This is a genomic window from Skermanella mucosa, from assembly GCF_016765655.2.
In the GTDB taxonomy this organism is placed as follows: Bacteria; Pseudomonadota; Alphaproteobacteria; order Azospirillales; family Azospirillaceae; genus Skermanella; species Skermanella mucosa.
Genome location: NZ_CP086106.1, coordinates 1,246,746 through 1,264,791, shown reverse-complemented (window position 1 = coordinate 1,264,791; position 18,046 = coordinate 1,246,746). Strand labels below are relative to the sequence as shown.

Here is an 18,046-nt window from a genome sequence, read left to right as displayed (position 1 = left end):
GCTGTGCCCGTTCAGGTCAGCGCCGCCGCGATGGCGTCGTCCACCCGTTCCAGCCAGACGAACTCGAGCGCGTTGCGGGCGGCTTCCGGGATCTCCTCGTAGTCCCGGCGGTTGCGCGCCGGCAGCATGACGGTGGTGATCCCGGCGCGCTGGGCCGCCAGCACCTTCTCCTTGATGCCGCCGACGGGGAGCACCAGCCCGCGCAGGCTGATCTCGCCGGTCATGGCGATGTCGCTGCGGATCGTCCGGCCGGTCAGCAGCGAGACCAGCGCCATGAACATGGCGACGCCGGCGCTGGGGCCGTCCTTGGGGATGGCACCGGCCGGCACGTGGACGTGGATGTCGAACTTGTCGAACTCCACCGGCTCCGGACCGACCACTTCCGGCCTGGACTTCACCAGGCTGAGCGCCGCCTGCGCGCTCTCCTTCATCACGTCGCCGAGCTGGCCGGTCAGGATCAGCCGCCCGTTGCCCGGCGTCCGGGTCGCCTCGATGAACAGGATGTCGCCGCCGACCGGCGTCCAGGCGAGCCCGGTCGCCACGCCGGGGACGCTGGTCCGCATGGCGGTTTCGCTCTCGAACCGGTGGGGACCCAGGATCTCCGGCAGATGGCCCGGCTCGACGATGATGTTGGAGATCGTCCCCTCGGCGATCCGCATCGCGACATTGCGGAAGACGCCGCCGATCAGCCGTTCCAGGTTCCGGTTGCCGGCCTCCCGCGTGTAGAAGCGGATGATTTCCCGGATCGCGTCGTCGGTGATGCCGGCCTGTTCCGCGGTCAGGCCGTTGGTTTCGAGCTGGCGGCGGATCAGGTAGCGCTTGGCGATCTCGAGCTTTTCCTCCTCGGTGTAGCCGGGCAGGTCGATCACCTCCATCCGGTCGCGCAGGGGGCCGGGGATGTTCTCCAGCACGTTGGCGGTCGCGATGAACATGACCCGGCTGAGGTCGAACGGCACGCCCAGGTAGTTGTCGCGGAAGGTACCGTTCTGCTCCGGGTCGAGGACCTCCAGCAGCGCCGCCGAGGGGTCGCCGTGGAAGCCCTGGCCCAGCTTGTCCATCTCGTCCAGCATCATCACCGGGTTGCGGGTGCCGGCCTTGCGCAGCGACTGGATCACCGTGCCCGGCAAGGCGCCCACATAGGTCCGGCGGTGGCCGCGGATCTCCGCCTCGTCGTGCAATCCGCCCAGGCTGACCCGGACGAAGGCGCGCTCGGTCGCCCGCGCGATGCTCTGGCCGAGCGAGGTCTTGCCGACGCCGGGCGGGCCGACGAAGCACAGGATGGGGCTGCGGCCTTCCGGGTTCAGCTTGCGCACCGCCAGGAACTCCAGGATGCGGCGCTTGACCTTCTCCAGCCCGTAATGGTCCTCGTCCAGGATGCGGCGGGCGGCGGCGATGTCGATCGAGGTCTCGCTCAGCTTCGACCAGGGCAGCTCGATCAGCCAGTCCAGGTAGGTCCGGATCATGCCGTACTCGCCGGCGGCCTCGGGCATGCGCTCCAGCCGGCGCAGTTCCTTGGTCGCCTGGGTCTCGACCTCCGGCGGCATCCCGGCCTTGGCGATGGCCTCGGTCAGTTCCTGGATCTCGACCTGCTTGGCGTCGGTCTCGCCCAGTTCCTTCTGGATGGTGCGGAGCTGTTCGCGCAGCACGTATTCGCGCTGGCGCTCGTCCATGGTCTCCTTGGTCTGCTCGCTGATCCGCCGGGACAGGCGCAGCACCTCGATGCGGTGGGCGAGGAAATTGCCGACCTTCTCCAGCCGGCGGGCGAGGTCGAAGGTCTCCAGCACCTCCTGCTTCTCTTCCGGCTTCAGGTCCATGTAGCTGGCGACCATGTCGGCCAGCGCCGACGCGGTCGGGATGTTCTGGACGGCGGCCAGCAACTCCTGCGGGGCCTGGGGCAGGAGCTGGACCGCCTCGACCGCCTGCTGCCGCAGGTTGTAGAAGCGGGCCTGGATCTCGGTGTCCGTGGCCTCCGGCTCCGGCATCATCTGGACGCGGGCGACCAGGAACGGGTAGCCGTCGAGATATTCCAGCACGCGGAACCGCTGCTGCCCCTGGGTCACCACATGGTGGGTGCCGTCGGGGGCGGTCAGGTAGCGCAGGACGCCGCCCACGGTGCCGACCCGGTGGAGGTCGAGGCCGGTCGGCTCGTCCACCGTCTCGTCGCGCTGGAGCACGACGCCGAACGGCTTCTCGGAACGCACCGCGTTCTGGGCCGCCGCGATCGTGCGCGGGCGGCCGACCGTGATCGGCAGGACGGCGCCGGGGAACAGCACGAGGTTGCGCACCGAGACGATCGCGATCGCGTCTTCCGGGAGGGCCAGGGTGTTCTCGGGGGTATTGGCCGGGTTGGCGGCGGGATCGCCGTTGGCGGCGGCGGGGGTGGTGTCGTTCAGGGTGAATGTCGCCATGTCAGCTCCTCAGCCGGCCTTGCGCAGGGACAGCACAAGGCAGCCGTCGGCGAGTTCGCGCCGGCCCAGTTCGAGCGGGCCGGGCGGCAGCTCGATGTGCCGTTCGAACCGGCCGTGGGGTATTTCCATGCGGTGGATCAGGCCGGCGCGGTCGCCGACCGGCAAGGCCCGCTCGCCGACGACGATCAGCACGCCGCCGTCGATCACGACCTGGACCTGATCGGGCCGGACGCCGGGCAGCGCCACGACGACCAAATATTCCTCGGCGGTCTCGATCAGGTCGACCGGCGGCTGCCAGGTCGGGCGGCGCGCGGCGCCGGGGTTCCCGGGAGAGCCGGGCTGGAAGAACTGGCGGCGCATCCGCTCCGCCTTGTCCATCATGTCGAGAGCTTCCGCCCACATCCAGATTCGGGGATCACGCGAGGGCATCGGGCCTTTGCCTCCTCAAACGTTCGTCGTTATGTCAAGTGGGCATCCAACAGGCGATGTCGAGGGGATGGCACGGCGCCAGACCGGCGTATGGCGCATTCCATGGTTGACGCGGGGTCATTGGACGGATTGGTATGTCCACTTGAATCCCTGATCGCTGTGATTGGTGTCAGAACAAGAAAGCCGCGCCCGAGGGCGCGCGTGGAGGAACCCGAGTGAATAGCCTTCTGCTGAATCCCGAGACATGCCTGCCGGAAGACGGCTGCGCCGGAACCCTGGTCGGCCGAGTCCAGCTCGATGCCGGCCCGGCCGTGGTCGTGGTCCGCGAGGACGGCGTCTACGACCTGACCGCCCTGGCCCCGACCATGAGCACCCTGCTGGACGCCGACGACCCGGCGGCGCTGGTCCGGAAATCGTCGGACCTGCCGCGCATCGGCGACCTTGCCGCGATCCTGGCGAACAGCGCCCACGACGCCTGCGATCCGTCGAAGCCGTGGTTCCTGTGCCCGATCGACCTTCAGGCGGTGAAGGCGAGCGGCGTGACCTTCGTGGCGAGCCTGCTGGAGCGGGTGATCGAGGAACAGGCCCGGGGCGACGCCGGCAAGGCCGAGGCGGTGCGCAAGACCATGATGGACGCGCTGGGCACCGACCTGTCGGAGATCCAGCCCGGCTCCGACAGCGCCACCCGGCTGAAGGAACTGCTGATCGAGCGCGGCGTCTGGTCCCAGTACCTGGAGGTCGGCATCGGCCCCGACGCCGAGATCTTCACCAAGACCCAGCCCATGGCCTCGGTCGGCACCGGGGCGGAGATCGGCATCCTGGCGGCCTCCACCTGGAACAACCCGGAGCCGGAGATCGTGCTGGCGGTGTCGTCCGCCGGGAAGACCGTCGGCGCCACCCTGGGCAACGACGTGAACCTGCGCGACATGGAAGGCCGCAGCGCGCTTCTGCTGGGCAAGGCGAAGGACAACAACGCCTCCTGCGCGATCGGCCCGTTCATCCGCCTGTTCGACGACACGTTCGGCATCGACGACGTGCGGCGCGCCGAGCTGGCGATGACGGTGGAAGGCCCCGAGGGCTACACCCTGACCGGCAGCAGCAACATGGCGAAGATCAGCCGCGACCCGCTGGACCTGGTCGAACAGGCGATCGGCGCCAACCACCAGTACCCGGACGGCTTCGTGCTGTTCCTGGGCACCATGTTCGCCCCCGTGGAGGACCGCGACGAACCGGGCGCCGGCTTCACCCACAAGGTGGGCGACGTGGTGCGGATCGCGACGCCGAAGCTGGGGGCGCTGGTCAACCGGGTGACGACGAGCGACAAGGCGCCGAAGTGGGAATTCGGCGTGCGGGCGCTGGTCGCCAACCTGGCGCGGCGGGGGCTGGCGGACCGGATCTGACGGGGGCGGATGTCAGCATCCGTCAGCATCCGGGGGGGACGGCGGAGCGGGTCGCGGGGATGGCGCGCCGGCGGCTCGCCCCCTCCCCCGGGGAATGTACGCGAATGTCAACAAACGACGCGGTGAGGCCGTGGTGTTGTTGCGGGCGTCGGTACCGGACCCGGCCCGGCGGGGGCCGGCGGAGCGGGTGTGAACCGGGGCAGATGTCATGATTCGTCTACATCCTCGGGGGCGGGACGCGGGGAAAGGCGCGACTGCGGCTCGCCCCCCTCCCCCCGGGGAATGTACGCGAATGTCAACAAACGACGCGGCGGGGCGCGTGCTTCCGGTTCGCGGGACCAGCCACGGGCGCTTCCGGCGCGGTGTCGCCCGCGTCGGGGTCCGTATTCACTATGCAAAGATCCGGCGCGAGGCGCACGCCGAAGCATAGCGGGAACTGGTGAAGGAATACTTTCCTGGGGCGTGCTGCGGCAGGTTGGTCCGCGCGGTGCCATCGGGCGATCGACGCTCGTTTGGTAGGGACCGGCCGAGTAGAGGCATGGCACCCTCGGTACCCTGTAGGTCGGCTCCAGCGAAGCGATAGCCGACAGCAACGCTCCGGGGGGGAGGGTGCACGTCCCGCGCACCATGGGCGGCGGGACGCCGCCCCTCCACGTAAGGCAGCGCCTTGGTTAGAGCCGTGCCCAATCAGGTCGATCCGGCCGTGGCAGCCGGGCCGATGCGTTGGGCCTCGGCCCAACCTACGATTGACGATTTGCATCACTTCTGCCCTGCATCAAACCATAGGTTGGACCGGGGCCCAACGCATCGCGGCGAATGGAACGGCAGGCTGGATGGACCGGTGCGGTTCAACCTGTCCGGAAACCGCTTAAACCGGTAGTTTTCTCATCGCGAAGCGATAGCCGACAGCGACGCTCCGGCTTCATTGGGTGCCTCTTCGCTCTACCCAACCTAAGGTCGAACAACCGATTATTGACCCGCGCTTATCGGCCGAGGCGATCCTGCCGAAAGCGGGCTCGGCGCCTCCCGTCCGAAGATCAGCGCCGGGCGGCGGACTACGGCATGGGCACGCCGAGATGCTCAGCCAAGGCGATCAAGGCTCGCGAAAGCCCGGGCGCGCGCCCGTATTTCCGCAACGCGACGGGCAACGCCTCGGCCGCCAGCGCCCGCGCTCCCTGAGCATCACCGAGATGCAGGAGCACTCGGGCCAGATTGTTCATGCTGGTCAGGGTATCGGGATGCTCGTCGCCCAGCACCCGGCGGCGGAGCGCCAGCACCTGCTCGTGGAGCGCCCGAGCGCCGCCGTGGTCGCACTGTGTCCGGAGCGTTTCGGCCAGATTGTTCATGCTGGTCAGGGTGTCGGGATGCTCGTCGCCCAGCACCCGGCGGAAGAGCGCCAGCACCTGCTCGTAGAGCGCCCGGGCGCTGCCATGGTCGCCATGTGCCCGGAGCGTTGCGGCCAGATTGTTCATGCTGCTGAGCGTGTCGGGGTGCTCGTCGCCCAGCACCCGGCGGCGGAGCGCCAGCACCTGCTCCTGGAGCGCCCGGGCGCCGCCGTGGTCGCCCTGTGCCCGGAGTGTTTCGGCCAGATTGTTCATGCTGCGCAGGGTGTCGGGATGCTCGTCGCCCAGCACCCAGCGGCGGCGCGCCAGCACCTGCTCTTCGAGCGCCCGGGCGCCGCCGTGGTCGCCCTGTGCCCAGAGCGTTGCGGCCAGATTGTTCATGCTGATCAGGGTGGCGGGATGCTCGGCGCCCAGCACCCAGCGGGTGAGCGCCAGCACCTGCTCCTGGAGTGCCCAGGCGCCGCCGTGATCGCCCTGTGCCCGGAGTGTTTCGGCCAGATTGCTCATGCTGCGCAGGGTGGCGGGATGCTCGGCGCCCAGCAGGCTTTTGCTTGCATCAACTGTTCGATGGAAATCCGCCGCCGCATCGGCGTAGGCTCCCCGTACACGGTTGAAGCTACCAAGCCACCCCAGGAGCGTGGCTGCCGGGGCATCCGGCAGGTCTTCGGTCAGGGCGCGGGCGTGGGGGACCAGGGGCAGCAGGGTGGCATGGTTGCGGATGTCGCCGGCCTCCTCCATCGCCTCGGTCAGCGCCGCCAAGGCGGCGTCGCGCATGGCGGGCGGCGGGGCGCCCTTGTGGAAGCGCAGGGTGCGGCTGACCAGCACGTGGACCGAGGCGGCGTCGCCGTCATCCTCCCCGTCGCCCGGGATGTGTTCGGCCAGGGCTTCCCGCGTGGCCGCCTTGACGGCGCGGGCGGCCTCGGCCAAGCCATCAGCGCCGCCGGGCAGCCGGGCGAAGACATCGGCCGACAAGGACAGGGGGATCGGTGCCGGGGCCAGCAGGGCGGCGAGGTGCAGGAAGCGGAGGCCGGCCGCGTCCAGCCGGTCGATGCTGGTCAGCAGGGTGGCCGCGATCTGCCGGGCGTGGCCGGTCGGCAGGTCGTCGGCCAGTTCGGCGGCAAGTTCCGTCGCGTCCTCGGCGGGATCGCGCAGCCGGTCGCGGAAGGCTGCATAGCCCAGCATCTCGACGGCGGCACCCGCCACGTCGACCGCCAGGGCGTGGTTGCCCAGGAGATCCAGCATCTCCCGCGCCGTCGCCCGCTCCGCGTCGGTGCGCGGGGGCCGGCGGCCGGTCAGAAGTTCGTGGGCCTCGGTGTCCGACAGCAGTCCCAGCCGGTGGACGAAGCCCGTGCCGCCCAGCCCGGTGCCGCGGGTGGTGACAAGGGTGGCGCCGTTGGCGGTCGGGGCGCTCCAGGCGTTCAGGTCGGCCGGGCCGGCGCCCGGCGGCAGGTCGTCCACGACCCACAGGTAGCCGTCCAGGTCGGCCAGTTTCTCCTTCAGCGCGCCCTCGACCTGTTCCGGTCCCAGGCCGGCGGTGGCGATTCCGAGGTTTCCGGCGAAGCCCTGACGCTGCGCGCCGAGGTCCTGCCCTCTGGCGGCGTTGAGCCAGAAGATGCCGCCGGGATAGGCCGCGGCGAAGCGCCGGGCGTATTCCTCCGCCAGCAGGGTCTTGCCGATGCCACCCATGCCCTGCACCTGGACCAGCCCGACGCTTTCGCCGGTAATCAGCGCGATCCGGTTCTTCGACAGGCGCTCGTCGATCCGCCACATGTCGGGGAATCGGCCGACGAACCGGCTGGACCCGGCGCGCGGGTTGCCGCCGTGCCAGCGCGGGCCGCCGAGCGTCCGGATCTCGCCGAAGCTGCCGGCCAGCCCGTCCAGCAGGGCGGCGGCCCGGGCGGCCAGTTCCTCCGCCGGGATGCCGCGCGCATCGACGTATTTGTTCGCCAGGATGTCGGCCGGATGGAGGTGCCCGGCGCCCGCTTCCGGGTTCAGCGCCAGGATGCGGTGCTCGACCGTCCTGCCGTCGGGGAACTCGTGCCGGGCGGCGATCAGGGCGGAGGTCAGCTCCCACTGGCAGGCGCGGCGGGTCGGGTACGTGGCCGAGTACCAGGCCACCAGCATCCGGGCGCGGCCAAGCCCCTCCACGATTCGCCGGACGATGGACTGGCCGTCCGTGATCTCCCGGTCGTCGTGGAAGACGCGGAGGTTCCGCGCCCGCAGCGCCTCGATGACCGGCAGTGCCGCCTTGCCGTCGGCGTGGGCGTAGCTGAAGAAGATGTCGTAGTCCCAGCCCATCGTCCGCCCCGCCCGGAACAGCATTGCCAACCAATGCGCGCAGGATAGCAGCGGGGTAACCGTATGGGGAGCATTATTGCGCAAAACCCTTCCCAAATAGGCGCATGATCCGACACGCGCGGGAACTCCAAGGCCCGGCTCGCCATCGACCGCTGGCTGGGATAGCGGGAGGGACGCAAGCGTGATTCAGGTTTCTGCCACAGATTACGGCGATGGACATAGATACGGACCGGATCATCTGAGTATATCACTGAAATCTGTGGCAAAATCCTTTCCTTCCGACCCAGCGTCGTCCACGACAGGTATTTTTGTTTAGCCACAGATACACGCAGATAAACACAGATATTTATAAATTACTTATCTGCGTTCATCTGCGTGCATCTGTGGCCAATCTTTTTTGTTCCATAACGGCCTCGTTCAAGGCAGGCCGGAAGCGGGCCGACGTGATGATGGAATTTCCGGCCACTCTTCGCGTGCCCGACACGCCTCTCCACCGGTTTAGGGGTGATCCCGTCCCCGATGCATGGAGGGCACATTGCCCCGCACGATCACCATCACGACCTCGCCCGACACGCGGAATCGCATAGCCGAACGCCTGCGAGATCAGCCCGGGATCGCGAGCGTCACCCTGCACCGAGGCGCCGCCATGGGGTCCGACGACGATGTCCTGACCGTGGACCTGACCAACAATGCCGCCCTGGACGTGATCAGGCTCCTGGACGCCATGGGAGTGCTGGAGGCAGGATCGGTCACGGTCAGCGAGCCTTCGGTGGTGATCTCCTCCGGCGACGCGCGCCCCCTCGACGAGGAGGGGAACGAGGCCATCTGGGAGGAGGTCGGGTCGCTGTTGCGGCGGGAGTCGAACCTCTCCATCAACTATCTTCTCCTCATGACCCTGTCCGGAGCCGTCGCCGCGTTCGGGCTGGTCACGGACACCCTCCATGTCGTGATCGGAGCGATGCTGATCGCGCCGGGTTTCGCGCCCTTGCTGCGCATCGCCTTCGGAGCGCTCGGGCATCGCGGCGGAATGATGGCGGGGATCAAGTCGACCGCCGCGGGATACCTTCTGCTGGCGTTCGGGGCGGCGCTCGGCATGGCCCTCGCCCTGGCGCTGCACGGGAACACGGTCTCCGACCTGACCAGCCTGCACTGGGTGAACTACTGGTCGAAGGTCGAGGCGACGGGGGTCGCGACCTCGCTGATCGCCGGGATCGCGGGTGGCGTCATCACGTCTTCGCGGCAGACCGTCTTCGCCACGGGCGTCATGATCGCCCTTGCGCTGGTGCCGAGCATGGCGCTGGTCGGCATGGGGCTCGGCGCGGGCAATGTCGAACTCGCGATCGATGCCCTGGGGCGGTGGGCCGTCGAGGCCTTCTGCGTTCTCTCGGCCGGCGGGATCACCCTCGCCGCCAAGAAGCGGCTGCTGCATCGGCGCAAGCGCGTCGGGCCGAGCTGATCAGTGGCCTGCCCGGTGGTTTCGATGAGGTCCGGGCGTCGGGCCGCGGCACTGGCGATGCCGGGCTAACGCCGGCCGAACAGCCGCTCGATGTCGGACAGCTTCAGCTCCACGTAGGTCGGGCGGCCGTGGTTGCACTGGCCGCTGTGGGGCGTGGCCTCCATCTGGCGCAGGAGGGCGTTCATCTCGTCCTGGTTCAGGCTGCGGCCGGCGCGGACGGAGCCGTGGCAGGCCATGGTCGAGCAGACTGCGTCGAGACGTTCGCGCAGGCTCAGGGCGTCGCCCAGTTCGGCCAGTTCGTCCGCCAGGTCCCGCACGAGGCCCTTGATGTCGGCCTTGCCGAGCAGGGCCGGGAACTCGCGCACCACCACGCAGCCGTCGCCGAACGGCTCCAGCACGAGGCCGAGCTCGGCCAGCTCGTCGGCCCGCGCCACCAGACGGGCGGCGGAGGGTTCGTCCAGTTCGACCACCTCGGGGATCAGCAGTCCCTGGCGCTTGACGCCGCCGTCGACCAGCGCCTGCTTGACCCGTTCGTAGACCAGCCGCTCGTGGGCGGCGTGCTGGTCCACGATCACGATGCCATCGCCGGTCTGGGCCACGATGTAGGTGTTGTGGAGCTGCGCCCGCGCAGCGCCCAGGGGATGGTCGGGCGGCGGGGCCTGCTCCGCAGCGAATGCCATCGCGGTCGCCGGCCGGGCCGAGGGCTGGGAGGCAAAGCCGGTCAGCGGCGCCTGGAAGGACGACACCGCCTCCGCCAGGTCGCGCGGGATGTGGGACGATCGGGCGCCGGCGGGGGCGTACTGGAAATCGAACCGGGACGGCGCCTGCTGCGGGAAGGCGGGGGTTTCGGTCCGCGGGGTGAAGGCGTCCAGGGTCGCGGCGCCGACGGTGTTGGAGGCGCGGTGCCCCGCCTGGGCCAGCGCATGCCGGAGCGCGCCTACGATCAGGCCGCGGACCAGGGCCGAATCACGGAAGCGGACTTCCGCCTTGGCCGGGTGGACGTTGACGTCCACTTCCTCCGGATGGATGTCCAGGAACAGGGCCAGCATGGGGTGGCGGTCGCGGGCCAGGAAGTCGGCATAGGCGCCCCGCACGGCGCCGACCAGCAGCTTGTCGCGGACCGGCCGGCCGTTGACGAACAGGTATTGGTGGCGCGCGGTCGGCCGGTTGAGCGTCGGCAGGCCGATATGCCCGGTCAGCTTGACCGCGCCGCGTTCGGCGACGACCGGGATCGCGTTGTCGGAGAATTCCCGGCCCATCAGGGCGCCGAGGCGGGTCAGGCGGGCGTCCAGCAGTTCGCCCTGGGAGGCGGACAGGCGTATCGGGGTGCGCGCGTCGCCCGACACGGAGAAGGAGACGCCGGGATGGGCCATCGCCAGCCGCTCCACCGCATCGACCGCGTGGTCGAACTCGGTCCGCGGCTGCTTCAGGAACTTCAGGCGTGCCGGGGTCGCGTAGAACAGGTCGCGCACCTCGATCCGGGTGCCCTGCGGATGGGACGCTGGGGCCACCCCGCCCTTGGCGCCCCCCTCGACGGAGATGCACCAAGCGCTGTCGGCCCCCCTGGCCCGGCTGGTGATGGTCATGCGGCTGACCGCGCCGATCGAGGGCAGCGCCTCGCCCCGGAAGCCGAGGGTCGCGATGTTCAGCAGGTCCTCGCCGGGCAGCTTGGAGGTGGCGTGGCGCTCGACCGCCAGTTCCAGCTCGTCGCCGGTCATGCCGCAGCCGTCGTCGGTGACCGCGATCAGCGAGCGGCCACCATCGCGCACGATCACGTCGATCCGGGTCGCCCCGGCGTCCAGGGCGTTCTCGACCAGTTCCTTGACCGCGGCGGCCGGGCGCTCGACGACTTCGCCGGCGGCGATGCGGTTGACCAGGGTTTCAGGCAGGCGGCGGATTGTCATGCATCAACATGTACGCATCCCGGCCGCCCCTGTCACCAGCCATTGACGAAAATCACAGCTTGAGGCCGGCCACGCCTTCCAGGTTGGCGGTCTGGACGGCGCTGCGCTCGACCCGGGCGCCGAACAGCTTGGCGTTCCGGAAATCGGTCTTGGTCATGTCGGCGCCCAGCAGGTTGGCGAAGGACAGGTCGGCGCCGGCGAAGTTGACCCCGCGCAGGCAGGCGCCGCTCAGGTTGACGTAGCGCAGCTTGGCGCCCTCCAGGTCGGAGCGCATCGCCCGCTTCTCGTCCAGCATCAGCGGCCGGAGGTTGGCGCCGCTGAGGTCGGCATTGTTGAGCTTCGCGCGCTTCAGGTTGGCGCCGCGCAGATCCGCCCCGGCGAGCTTGCAGGTCCGGAAATCGCTGCCCTCCAGGTTGGCCGCCTGGAACTGCACCGCCTCCAGGTTCATGCCGTAGAAGGTCGTCCCGGCCGCCGCGACCATGGTCAGGCACATGCGCGCCAGCGAGGGGCAGCCGCGCAGGTCGTAGCCGCTGAGGTCGGTCTTGCTGCCCTGGGCGCCGCCGCTGCCGATCCAGAGGGTGTGGAGGCGCGCCAGCTCGTCCAGCGGCTTGCCGAGCTGGTCGGCGGACTGGCCGGCCGGCTGGTCGGTCAGCATGTCCTCCATGTCGGCGCCGGCGGTCTCGGTCATGGTCATGGACGCGCCCGTCAGGACGGCGCCGCGCAGGCAGGCGCCGCGCAGGTCGGCGCCGCTGAGATCGGCCCCCTCCAGGTTGCTGCCGCTGAAATTGGCGCCCCGCATGGTCGCGCGGACCAGCTTGCAGCCGCGCATGACCGCGTCGGTGAAGTCGGTATGGAGCGCCATGGCGCCGGACAGCCGCGCGTTGGTCAGATTGGCGCCGCTCAGGTCCGCCCCGGAAGCCTCGGTCGGCTGGCTCTCCACCTGGACGATCTTGAAATTGCCGCCCCGGTCGGTCTCCGCCAGGGTGCCGTCGCGCAGGTCGCTTTCGAACAGGTTGGCGCCGATCAGCACGGCGCCGCGCAGGCAGGCGCCGCGCAGGTCGGTCTTCACCAGGCTGGCGTTCTCCAGGTTGGACTGCCGGAGATCGCAGGCGAACATCGCCGCGCAGTCCAGGCGGGCGCCGGCCAGGTTGGCCCCGCGCAGGGCGGAACCGACGAAGTCGGCGTGGGCCAGGTCCCGCCCCGCCAAGCTCAGTCCGGACAGGTCAAAGAAGGACAGCGTCGCCCGCGATCCGCCCATGCGGGCATTGCGGAACATCTCGTGCCGACGGACGATGTTGTCGAGCTGTGCCTGATCGATCCGCGTCAGAGGACGGGACTGGGACATAAGAACCTGCGCGCGCCGAATTGGTTACTTCGAAATACCAAGAGCAGCATAGCGTGCGCGGGCGGGTCCGCGCTACTCCCGGCATGCCTCGATCAGCGCCGATGTGGACGAATCATGGCCGGCGGGCGGCGACGCCTCGGAAAGCTCCGGCAGGATCGCCTTGGCGAGCTGCTTGCCCAGTTCGACCCCCCACTGGTCGAAGGAATTGATGTTCCAGACGATGCCCTGGGTGAAGACCTTGTGCTCGTAAAGGGCGATCAGCATGCCGAGCGTGTGCGGATCGAGCCTCCGGAACAGAATCGAGTTGGTCGGCCGATTGCCCTCGAAAACCTTGTGCGGCACCAGGGCTTCCAGCGCGTCGCCGATCAGGCCGGCTCCCTGGAGTTCGGCGCGGACCTCCTCGGCGGTCTTGCCGCGCATCAGCGCCTCGGGCTGGGCCAGGAAGTTGGACAGCAGGATCGGATGGTGCCTGCCGACCGGGTTCTGCGTCTCGACGGGCGCCAGGAAGTCGGCCGGCACCGTGCGGGTCCCCTGGTGGATCAACTGGTAGAAGGCGTGCTGGCCGTTGGTGCCGGGCTCCCCGAACAGGATCGGCCCGGTCGCGTAATCGACGCGGTTGCCCTGGCGGTCCACCGACTTGCCGTTGCTCTCCATGTCGAGCTGCTGGAGATAGGCCGGGAAGCGGTGCAGGTACTGGTCGTAGGGCAGCACCGCGTAGCTGTCGGCGCCGAGGAAGTTGGCGTTCCAGATGCCGACCAGCCCGAGCAGGAGCGGCAGGTTGGATTCCGGCGGGGCGTTCCGGAAATGCTCGTCCATAGCGTGGGCGCCGGCCAGCAGCGCCTCGAAATCGTCCATGCCGATGGATATGGCGATCGGCAGCCCGATCGCGGACCACAGGCTGTAGCGCCCGCCGACCCAGTCCCAGAAGCCGAACATGTTTTCCGGGTCGATGCCGAACTTCGCGACCTCCGCCGCGTTGGTCGAGACCGCGACGAAGTGCTTGGCGACCGCGGATTCGTCCGCGACCGTCTCCAGGAACCAGGAGCGCGCGGTGTGCGCGTTGGCCAGGGTCTCCTGGGTGGTGAAGGTCTTGGACGCGATGATGAAGAGGGTGGTGGCCGGCCGGCACTTCTTCAGCGTCTCCGCCATGTGGGTGCCGTCCACGTTGGAGACGAAATGCATCCGGAGGTCGGGATGGGCGTAGGGCTTCAGCGCCTCGCAGACCATGTAGGGGCCGAGGTCCGAGCCGCCGATGCCGATATTCACCACGTCGGTGATCTGGCCGCCGTCATGGCCGGTCCAGGCGCCGTCCCTGACGGCCTGGGCGAATCGCCCCATCCGGGCCAGCACGGCGTTGACCTCGGGCATCACGTCCCGCCCGTCCACCAGGACCGGCCGGTCGGACCGGTTGCGCAGCGCCGTGTGCAGGACGGCCCGGTCCTCGGTAGTATTGATCCGCTCCCCGGCGAACATGCGGTCGCGCCAACCGGCCACGTCCTGCTGGCGCGCGAGGTCGAACAGGAGCCCCATGGTCTCCTCCGTGACCCTGTTCTTGGAGTAGTCCAGGGTCAGCCCCCCTCCCGGTCCGTCCAGCCGCGCCGAGAACCGGGCGAACCGGTCGGGATCGCTCGCGAACAGGTCGCGCATATGCACGCCCTCCATCCGGGAGCGGTGCGCCGCGAGGGCCTGCCAGGCGGGGGAGTCGGTCAGGGCGGACATGGAGATGTTTACCTCTCGTTGGTCTATCCAAGGGTCACCGGATGAACGCGGCAGACGCCGTTTCGGCCCCGCGTTTGCCAGCGCATCTCCGGCGCGGGTACGCATATCATGCTATCGCACCCGCGCCCCGCCTGGAATGCCGTCAGCTCGGAACGTCGTCCCTGGTCCGGGTCGGCTCGATCCCCTCCGGCCGGCCCACCACGACCGTCAGCAGCGCCGCCGGATCGAGCAGCCGCCCGGCGACGCGCTTGACGTCCTCCAGGGTGACGGCGTTGATCAGGTCGGACCGGCGGTCGAGATAATCGATGCCGAGGCCGTCGCGCTGGACCTGGAGCAGCACGTCGGCGACCGCCTCGCTCGACGTGAACTGGAGCGGGAACGAGCCGGTCAGGTAGGTCTTGGCATTGTCCAGCTCCTCCTGGGTCACGCCCTGCTCCTGCATCCTGCGCCATTCCTCCTTCATCAGGTCGACCATGGTGCCGGCGTTCTGGTTGGCAGTCGAGCCGCCGGCCATCACCAGGGCCGCGTGCTGGAACGGCACGAGATAGCTGTAGACGCCGTAGGTCAGCCCGCGCTTCTCGCGGATCTCCTCCATCAGGCGGGAGCTGAAGCTGCCGCCGCCCAGCACATAGTTGATGATGGTGGCCGGGAACCAGTCGGGGTCGTTGCGCTTGACGCCGGGCTGGCTCATCAGGACGACGGTCTGCGGCAGGGGGCGCGGCACCAGCACGGTCTCCCCCGCCCCCTTCGGCACCGTGTCGGCCGGAGGCTTGACCTCGGCCTTTTCCGGCAGGCCGCCGAAGATGCGGTCCAGGACCGGGCCGAGCTGCTCGGGCGTGATGTCGCCGGTCACGGCGACGGTCAGGTTGTCCTTGGCGAAGCGCTGGCGGACGAAGGCGCGGAGATCGTCCCGCTTGATCGACTGGACGCTCTCCGCCGTGCCGCGGGCGCGCCTGCCGTAGGGATGGTCGGGGAAGGCCGTCTCGTACAGGGCGCGGCGGGCCAGGAAGTCGGGGTCGCCCTGCTCCCGGCGGATCTGGGCGAGCACGCCGCTGCGCATCCGCTCCACCGCCTCCTTGTCGAACCGGGGCTCGGTCAGGGCCAGCCGGGCCAGCTCGAAGGCCTCCTCCTGGGTCTCCACCAGCGTCTCGACCCCGCTGTAGAAGCCGTCCACCGTGGCGGTGAAGCTGATCGAGATGGAATTGTCGGCCAGCCGCCGCTGGAACTCCTGGCTGTCATAGGGTCCGGCCCCCTCGTCCAGCAGGGTGGACGCGAGGTTCGCCAGCCCTTCCTTGCCGGCCGGATCGGTCTCGACCCCGCCGTCGAAGGCGAACTTGATGGCGAGCAGCGGGATCTTGCTGTCCTGGACCAGCCACGCCTCGATGCCGCCGGGGCTGACCACCCGCTTGATGTCGATCGCCCGGGCGTCCGAGGCGAAGCAGGCTATAGCGAGGAGGAGGACGGACAGGAAGGCCGGCATCGAAAGGCGGCGCATCATCGGATCATTCCCGAACTGTTGGGGCCCGAATTATTGGCCCCTGAACTGTTAGACTGGGACGGACCGGCTGCCGGCCCGGTCCGCTCGGGCTGGGCGGCCGCCTCCCGGACCGGGGCCGGCAGCAGCAGCCCGGTGACGGGGTTGGCCTGCCCCAGCACCGCGCGGGCGGCTTCGTTGACCTGCTCGACCGTGACGGAAGCGATCCGTTCCGGCCAGGCCTCGACGTCCTCGACCGTGCGGCCGGTGGCGAGCGCCACGCCGAAGCTCATCGCCGGGCCGCGCAGGCTGTCGCGGGCGAAGATCGCCTCGCGCTCCAGCCGGGTCTTGGCCGTCGCGACCTCCTCCGCCGTGACGCCGTCCCTGACGACCTTCTCCAGCTGCTCGACCAGCGCCGCCTCCAGCTTGTCCATGTCGACACCCGAGTTGGGGCTGACATAGGCGCCGAAGACGGAGGTGTCGAAGGCGTCCGGCGAGTAGCCGGTGCCGGCCGAGGTCGCGAGGCGCTGCTCCACCACCAGCGACCGGTAGAGCCGGCTGGTGGCCCCGCCGCCGACGATCTCGCTCAGCACCTGGAGGGGATAGGCATGGGCCGTCTCGCCCCTGTTGTAGCTGGGCGCGTGGTACAGGCGGCGCAGGCTCGGCTGGCGCACCTCGGCGTCGCGCAGGATGACGCGGCGCTCCGCCGCGAAGGGCGGCTCCTCGACCCGGACGCGGGCCGGAACGGGTCGCGGCGCGATCGGCCCGAAATATTTCTCGGCGAGCGGGCGGACCTGATCGACGGTCACGTCGCCGGCGACCACCAGGACGGCGTTATTGGGCGCGTACCAGGTGTGGTAGAACTGGTTGGCGTCGTCGCGGGTCAGCCCGGCGATCTCGTTCGCCCAGCCGATGATCGGCGTGCCGTAGGGGTGGTGGACGAACAGCGAGGCCTGGACCAGTTCGGACAGCTTGTCGCCCGGCTCGTTCTCGGTCCGCTGGCGGCGCTCCTCCAGCACCACGTCGCGCTCCGGCAGGACGGTCTCGTCGGTCAGGCGGAGGTCGGCCATGCGGTCCGCCTCCATCCGCATGACCAGTTCAAGCCGGTCCGCCGCGACGTTCTGAAAATAGGCGGTGTAGTCCCAGGAGGTGAAGGCGTTGTCGCGGCCGCCGTTGCGGGCGACGATCCGGCTGAACTCGCCGGGCTTCAGCTCGTCGGTCGCCTTGAACATCAGGTGTTCGAGGAAATGGGCGATGCCGCCCTTCCCGGTCTCCTCGTCGGCGGCGCCGACCTTGTACCAGACCATGTGGGTGATCACCGGCACCCGCTGGTTGGTCACCACGACCACCTGCATGCCGTTGTCGAGCATGAAGCTCTCGGGGAAGAAGACCCCCTTGCGGGCCTCGGGCTCGGGGGCGGCGGCCGGGACCGGCTCGGCGGGCCTCGGCGGCTCCTGGGCCAGGGACGGCCCCCAGGCTCCGAACAGCAGCAGGGATGCGAGAACGGGCGCGGCGATCAGCCTGCGCGACGGTTCGGCCACGGCAACACCTCACTGGAAAGGCCAATGCAGGACGGAAACCCGCGCGCGGCATGCCGCGGGTCCCAGTCGGACAGACAAGTAGCTGGGCGCGGAGGGCTAATTGAACAAGCCTTCGAGCGGCGCCTTGCGCCGGCGCTCGATGATCGGCGTGGCCCCTTCCGTCACCGGCTTGCCCAGCGCCGCGTTCTCGCGCAGGCGCTGCTGCTCCTGCTGGGCATTGACGACGGTCCCCGGCGCGTCGGGAGTCTGCCAGAACAGCAGGCTGTCGATGAACCGCTTGTCCTGCGCCGCGAGCGTGACCGATTCCCGGTTCACCGTCGAGCGGATGCCCGGCTGGACATCGACGGCACCGGCCTGAGCCAGCAGCGCCGCCTCCCCGGTGGTGGCGGCGGGGCTGTTCGCCGCCGCCTGCTGGCGGGTTTCCGGCGCCGAGCCGAACACCGCCGAGGCCGCCTGCTGGCGGGTCTCCGCCTCCTGCGGGCGGGGAGCTCCCGGCTGGGGCGGGCGCAGCCGGTATTCGGGCGGGACGGCGAGCGGGGCACGCGTCACCACGCTGAATTCGTCGGGCGGCGCCCGGTCCAGGCCGAAGGTCTGGCGCGCGCCGCTGCATCCGGAAAGCACCAGGGCGCCCAGCGCCAGACAGACCAGCGGTGTTATGGGCCGCCGGCCCGGCCGGTCGCAGACGGGCGGGTTGTGACGGGGGTAAGTGGTGCTGATCACGTCCATTGC

At 69.6% G+C, this 18,046-nt stretch carries 11 protein-coding genes; 2 read left to right on the top strand and 9 right to left on the bottom strand.

Translation table 11 applies throughout. From position 1 onward, the window contains the following. Nucleotides 1–11: 11 nt before the first annotated feature. Both lon and JL100_RS05775 read right to left on the bottom strand, forming a co-directional pair. Nucleotides 12–2,408: an endopeptidase La gene (lon, locus tag JL100_RS05780; protein WP_202682076.1), complete on the bottom strand. Its 2,397-nt coding sequence runs from the start codon at nucleotides 2,406–2,408 to the stop codon at nucleotides 12–14. Between the two features lie 9 nt (nucleotides 2,409–2,417). Beyond that, nucleotides 2,418–2,837, bottom strand: a complete 420-nt coding sequence (locus JL100_RS05775; RefSeq protein WP_201073120.1) for an Hsp20/alpha crystallin family protein — start codon at nucleotides 2,835–2,837, stop codon at nucleotides 2,418–2,420. Between the two features lie 215 nt (nucleotides 2,838–3,052). On the opposite strand from JL100_RS05775, the gene JL100_RS05770 reads away from it, so the two are divergent. Then, entirely contained in the window at nucleotides 3,053–4,237 is a 1,185-nt protein-coding gene (locus JL100_RS05770) for a fumarylacetoacetate hydrolase family protein (protein WP_228421095.1), read from the top strand. A 1,055-nt stretch (nucleotides 4,238–5,292) separates the two neighbouring features. Here JL100_RS05770 and JL100_RS05765 read toward each other — a convergent pair. Next, the gene (locus JL100_RS05765; protein WP_228421312.1) at nucleotides 5,293–7,902 is read right to left on the bottom strand and encodes a tetratricopeptide repeat protein; all 2,610 of its coding nucleotides are present in this window, start codon (nucleotides 7,900–7,902) and stop codon (nucleotides 5,293–5,295) included. A 511-nt stretch (nucleotides 7,903–8,413) separates the two neighbouring features. Between JL100_RS05765 and JL100_RS05760 the strand changes: the two genes are divergently transcribed. Continuing rightward, a complete protein-coding gene (locus tag JL100_RS05760) occupies nucleotides 8,414–9,334 on the top strand; it encodes a DUF389 domain-containing protein (RefSeq protein ID WP_202682078.1) in 921 nt (306 codons plus the stop codon). 65 nt (nucleotides 9,335–9,399) lie between these two features. Here the strand turns inward: JL100_RS05760 and mutL are convergent, their stop codons facing one another. The 6 genes from mutL to JL100_RS05730 all read right to left on the bottom strand — a co-directional run bounded on the left by mutL (nucleotide 9,400) and on the right by JL100_RS05730 (nucleotide 18,043). After that, on the bottom strand, nucleotides 9,400–11,238 hold the full coding sequence (gene mutL, locus JL100_RS05755) for a DNA mismatch repair endonuclease MutL (protein WP_202682079.1): 1,839 nt from the start codon (nucleotides 11,236–11,238) through the stop codon (nucleotides 9,400–9,402). A gap of 52 nt (nucleotides 11,239–11,290) precedes the next feature. Then, the gene (locus JL100_RS05750; RefSeq protein WP_202682080.1) at nucleotides 11,291–12,583 is read right to left on the bottom strand and encodes a pentapeptide repeat-containing protein; all 1,293 of its coding nucleotides are present in this window, start codon (nucleotides 12,581–12,583) and stop codon (nucleotides 11,291–11,293) included. Nucleotides 12,584–12,655: 72 nt separating this feature from the next. Continuing rightward, nucleotides 12,656–14,302, bottom strand: a complete 1,647-nt coding sequence (pgi, locus tag JL100_RS05745; protein ID WP_202682081.1) for a glucose-6-phosphate isomerase — start codon at nucleotides 14,300–14,302, stop codon at nucleotides 12,656–12,658. Nucleotides 14,303–14,444: 142 nt separating this feature from the next. Beyond that, nucleotides 14,445–15,800, bottom strand: coding sequence for a M16 family metallopeptidase (locus JL100_RS05740; protein ID WP_228421094.1), 1,356 nt, complete (start codon nucleotides 15,798–15,800; stop codon nucleotides 14,445–14,447). After that, nucleotides 15,797–17,317 (bottom strand): M16 family metallopeptidase, encoded by a 1,521-nt coding sequence (locus tag JL100_RS05735; protein WP_228421093.1) that lies wholly within the window; start codon nucleotides 17,315–17,317, stop codon nucleotides 15,797–15,799. The genes JL100_RS05740 and JL100_RS05735 overlap by 4 nt, the downstream gene beginning before the upstream one ends. 96 nt (nucleotides 17,318–17,413) lie before the next feature. Next, a complete protein-coding gene (locus tag JL100_RS05730; RefSeq protein ID WP_202682082.1) occupies nucleotides 17,414–18,043 on the bottom strand; it encodes a DUF3035 domain-containing protein in 630 nt (209 codons plus the stop codon). Nucleotides 18,044–18,046 lie beyond the last annotated feature (3 nt).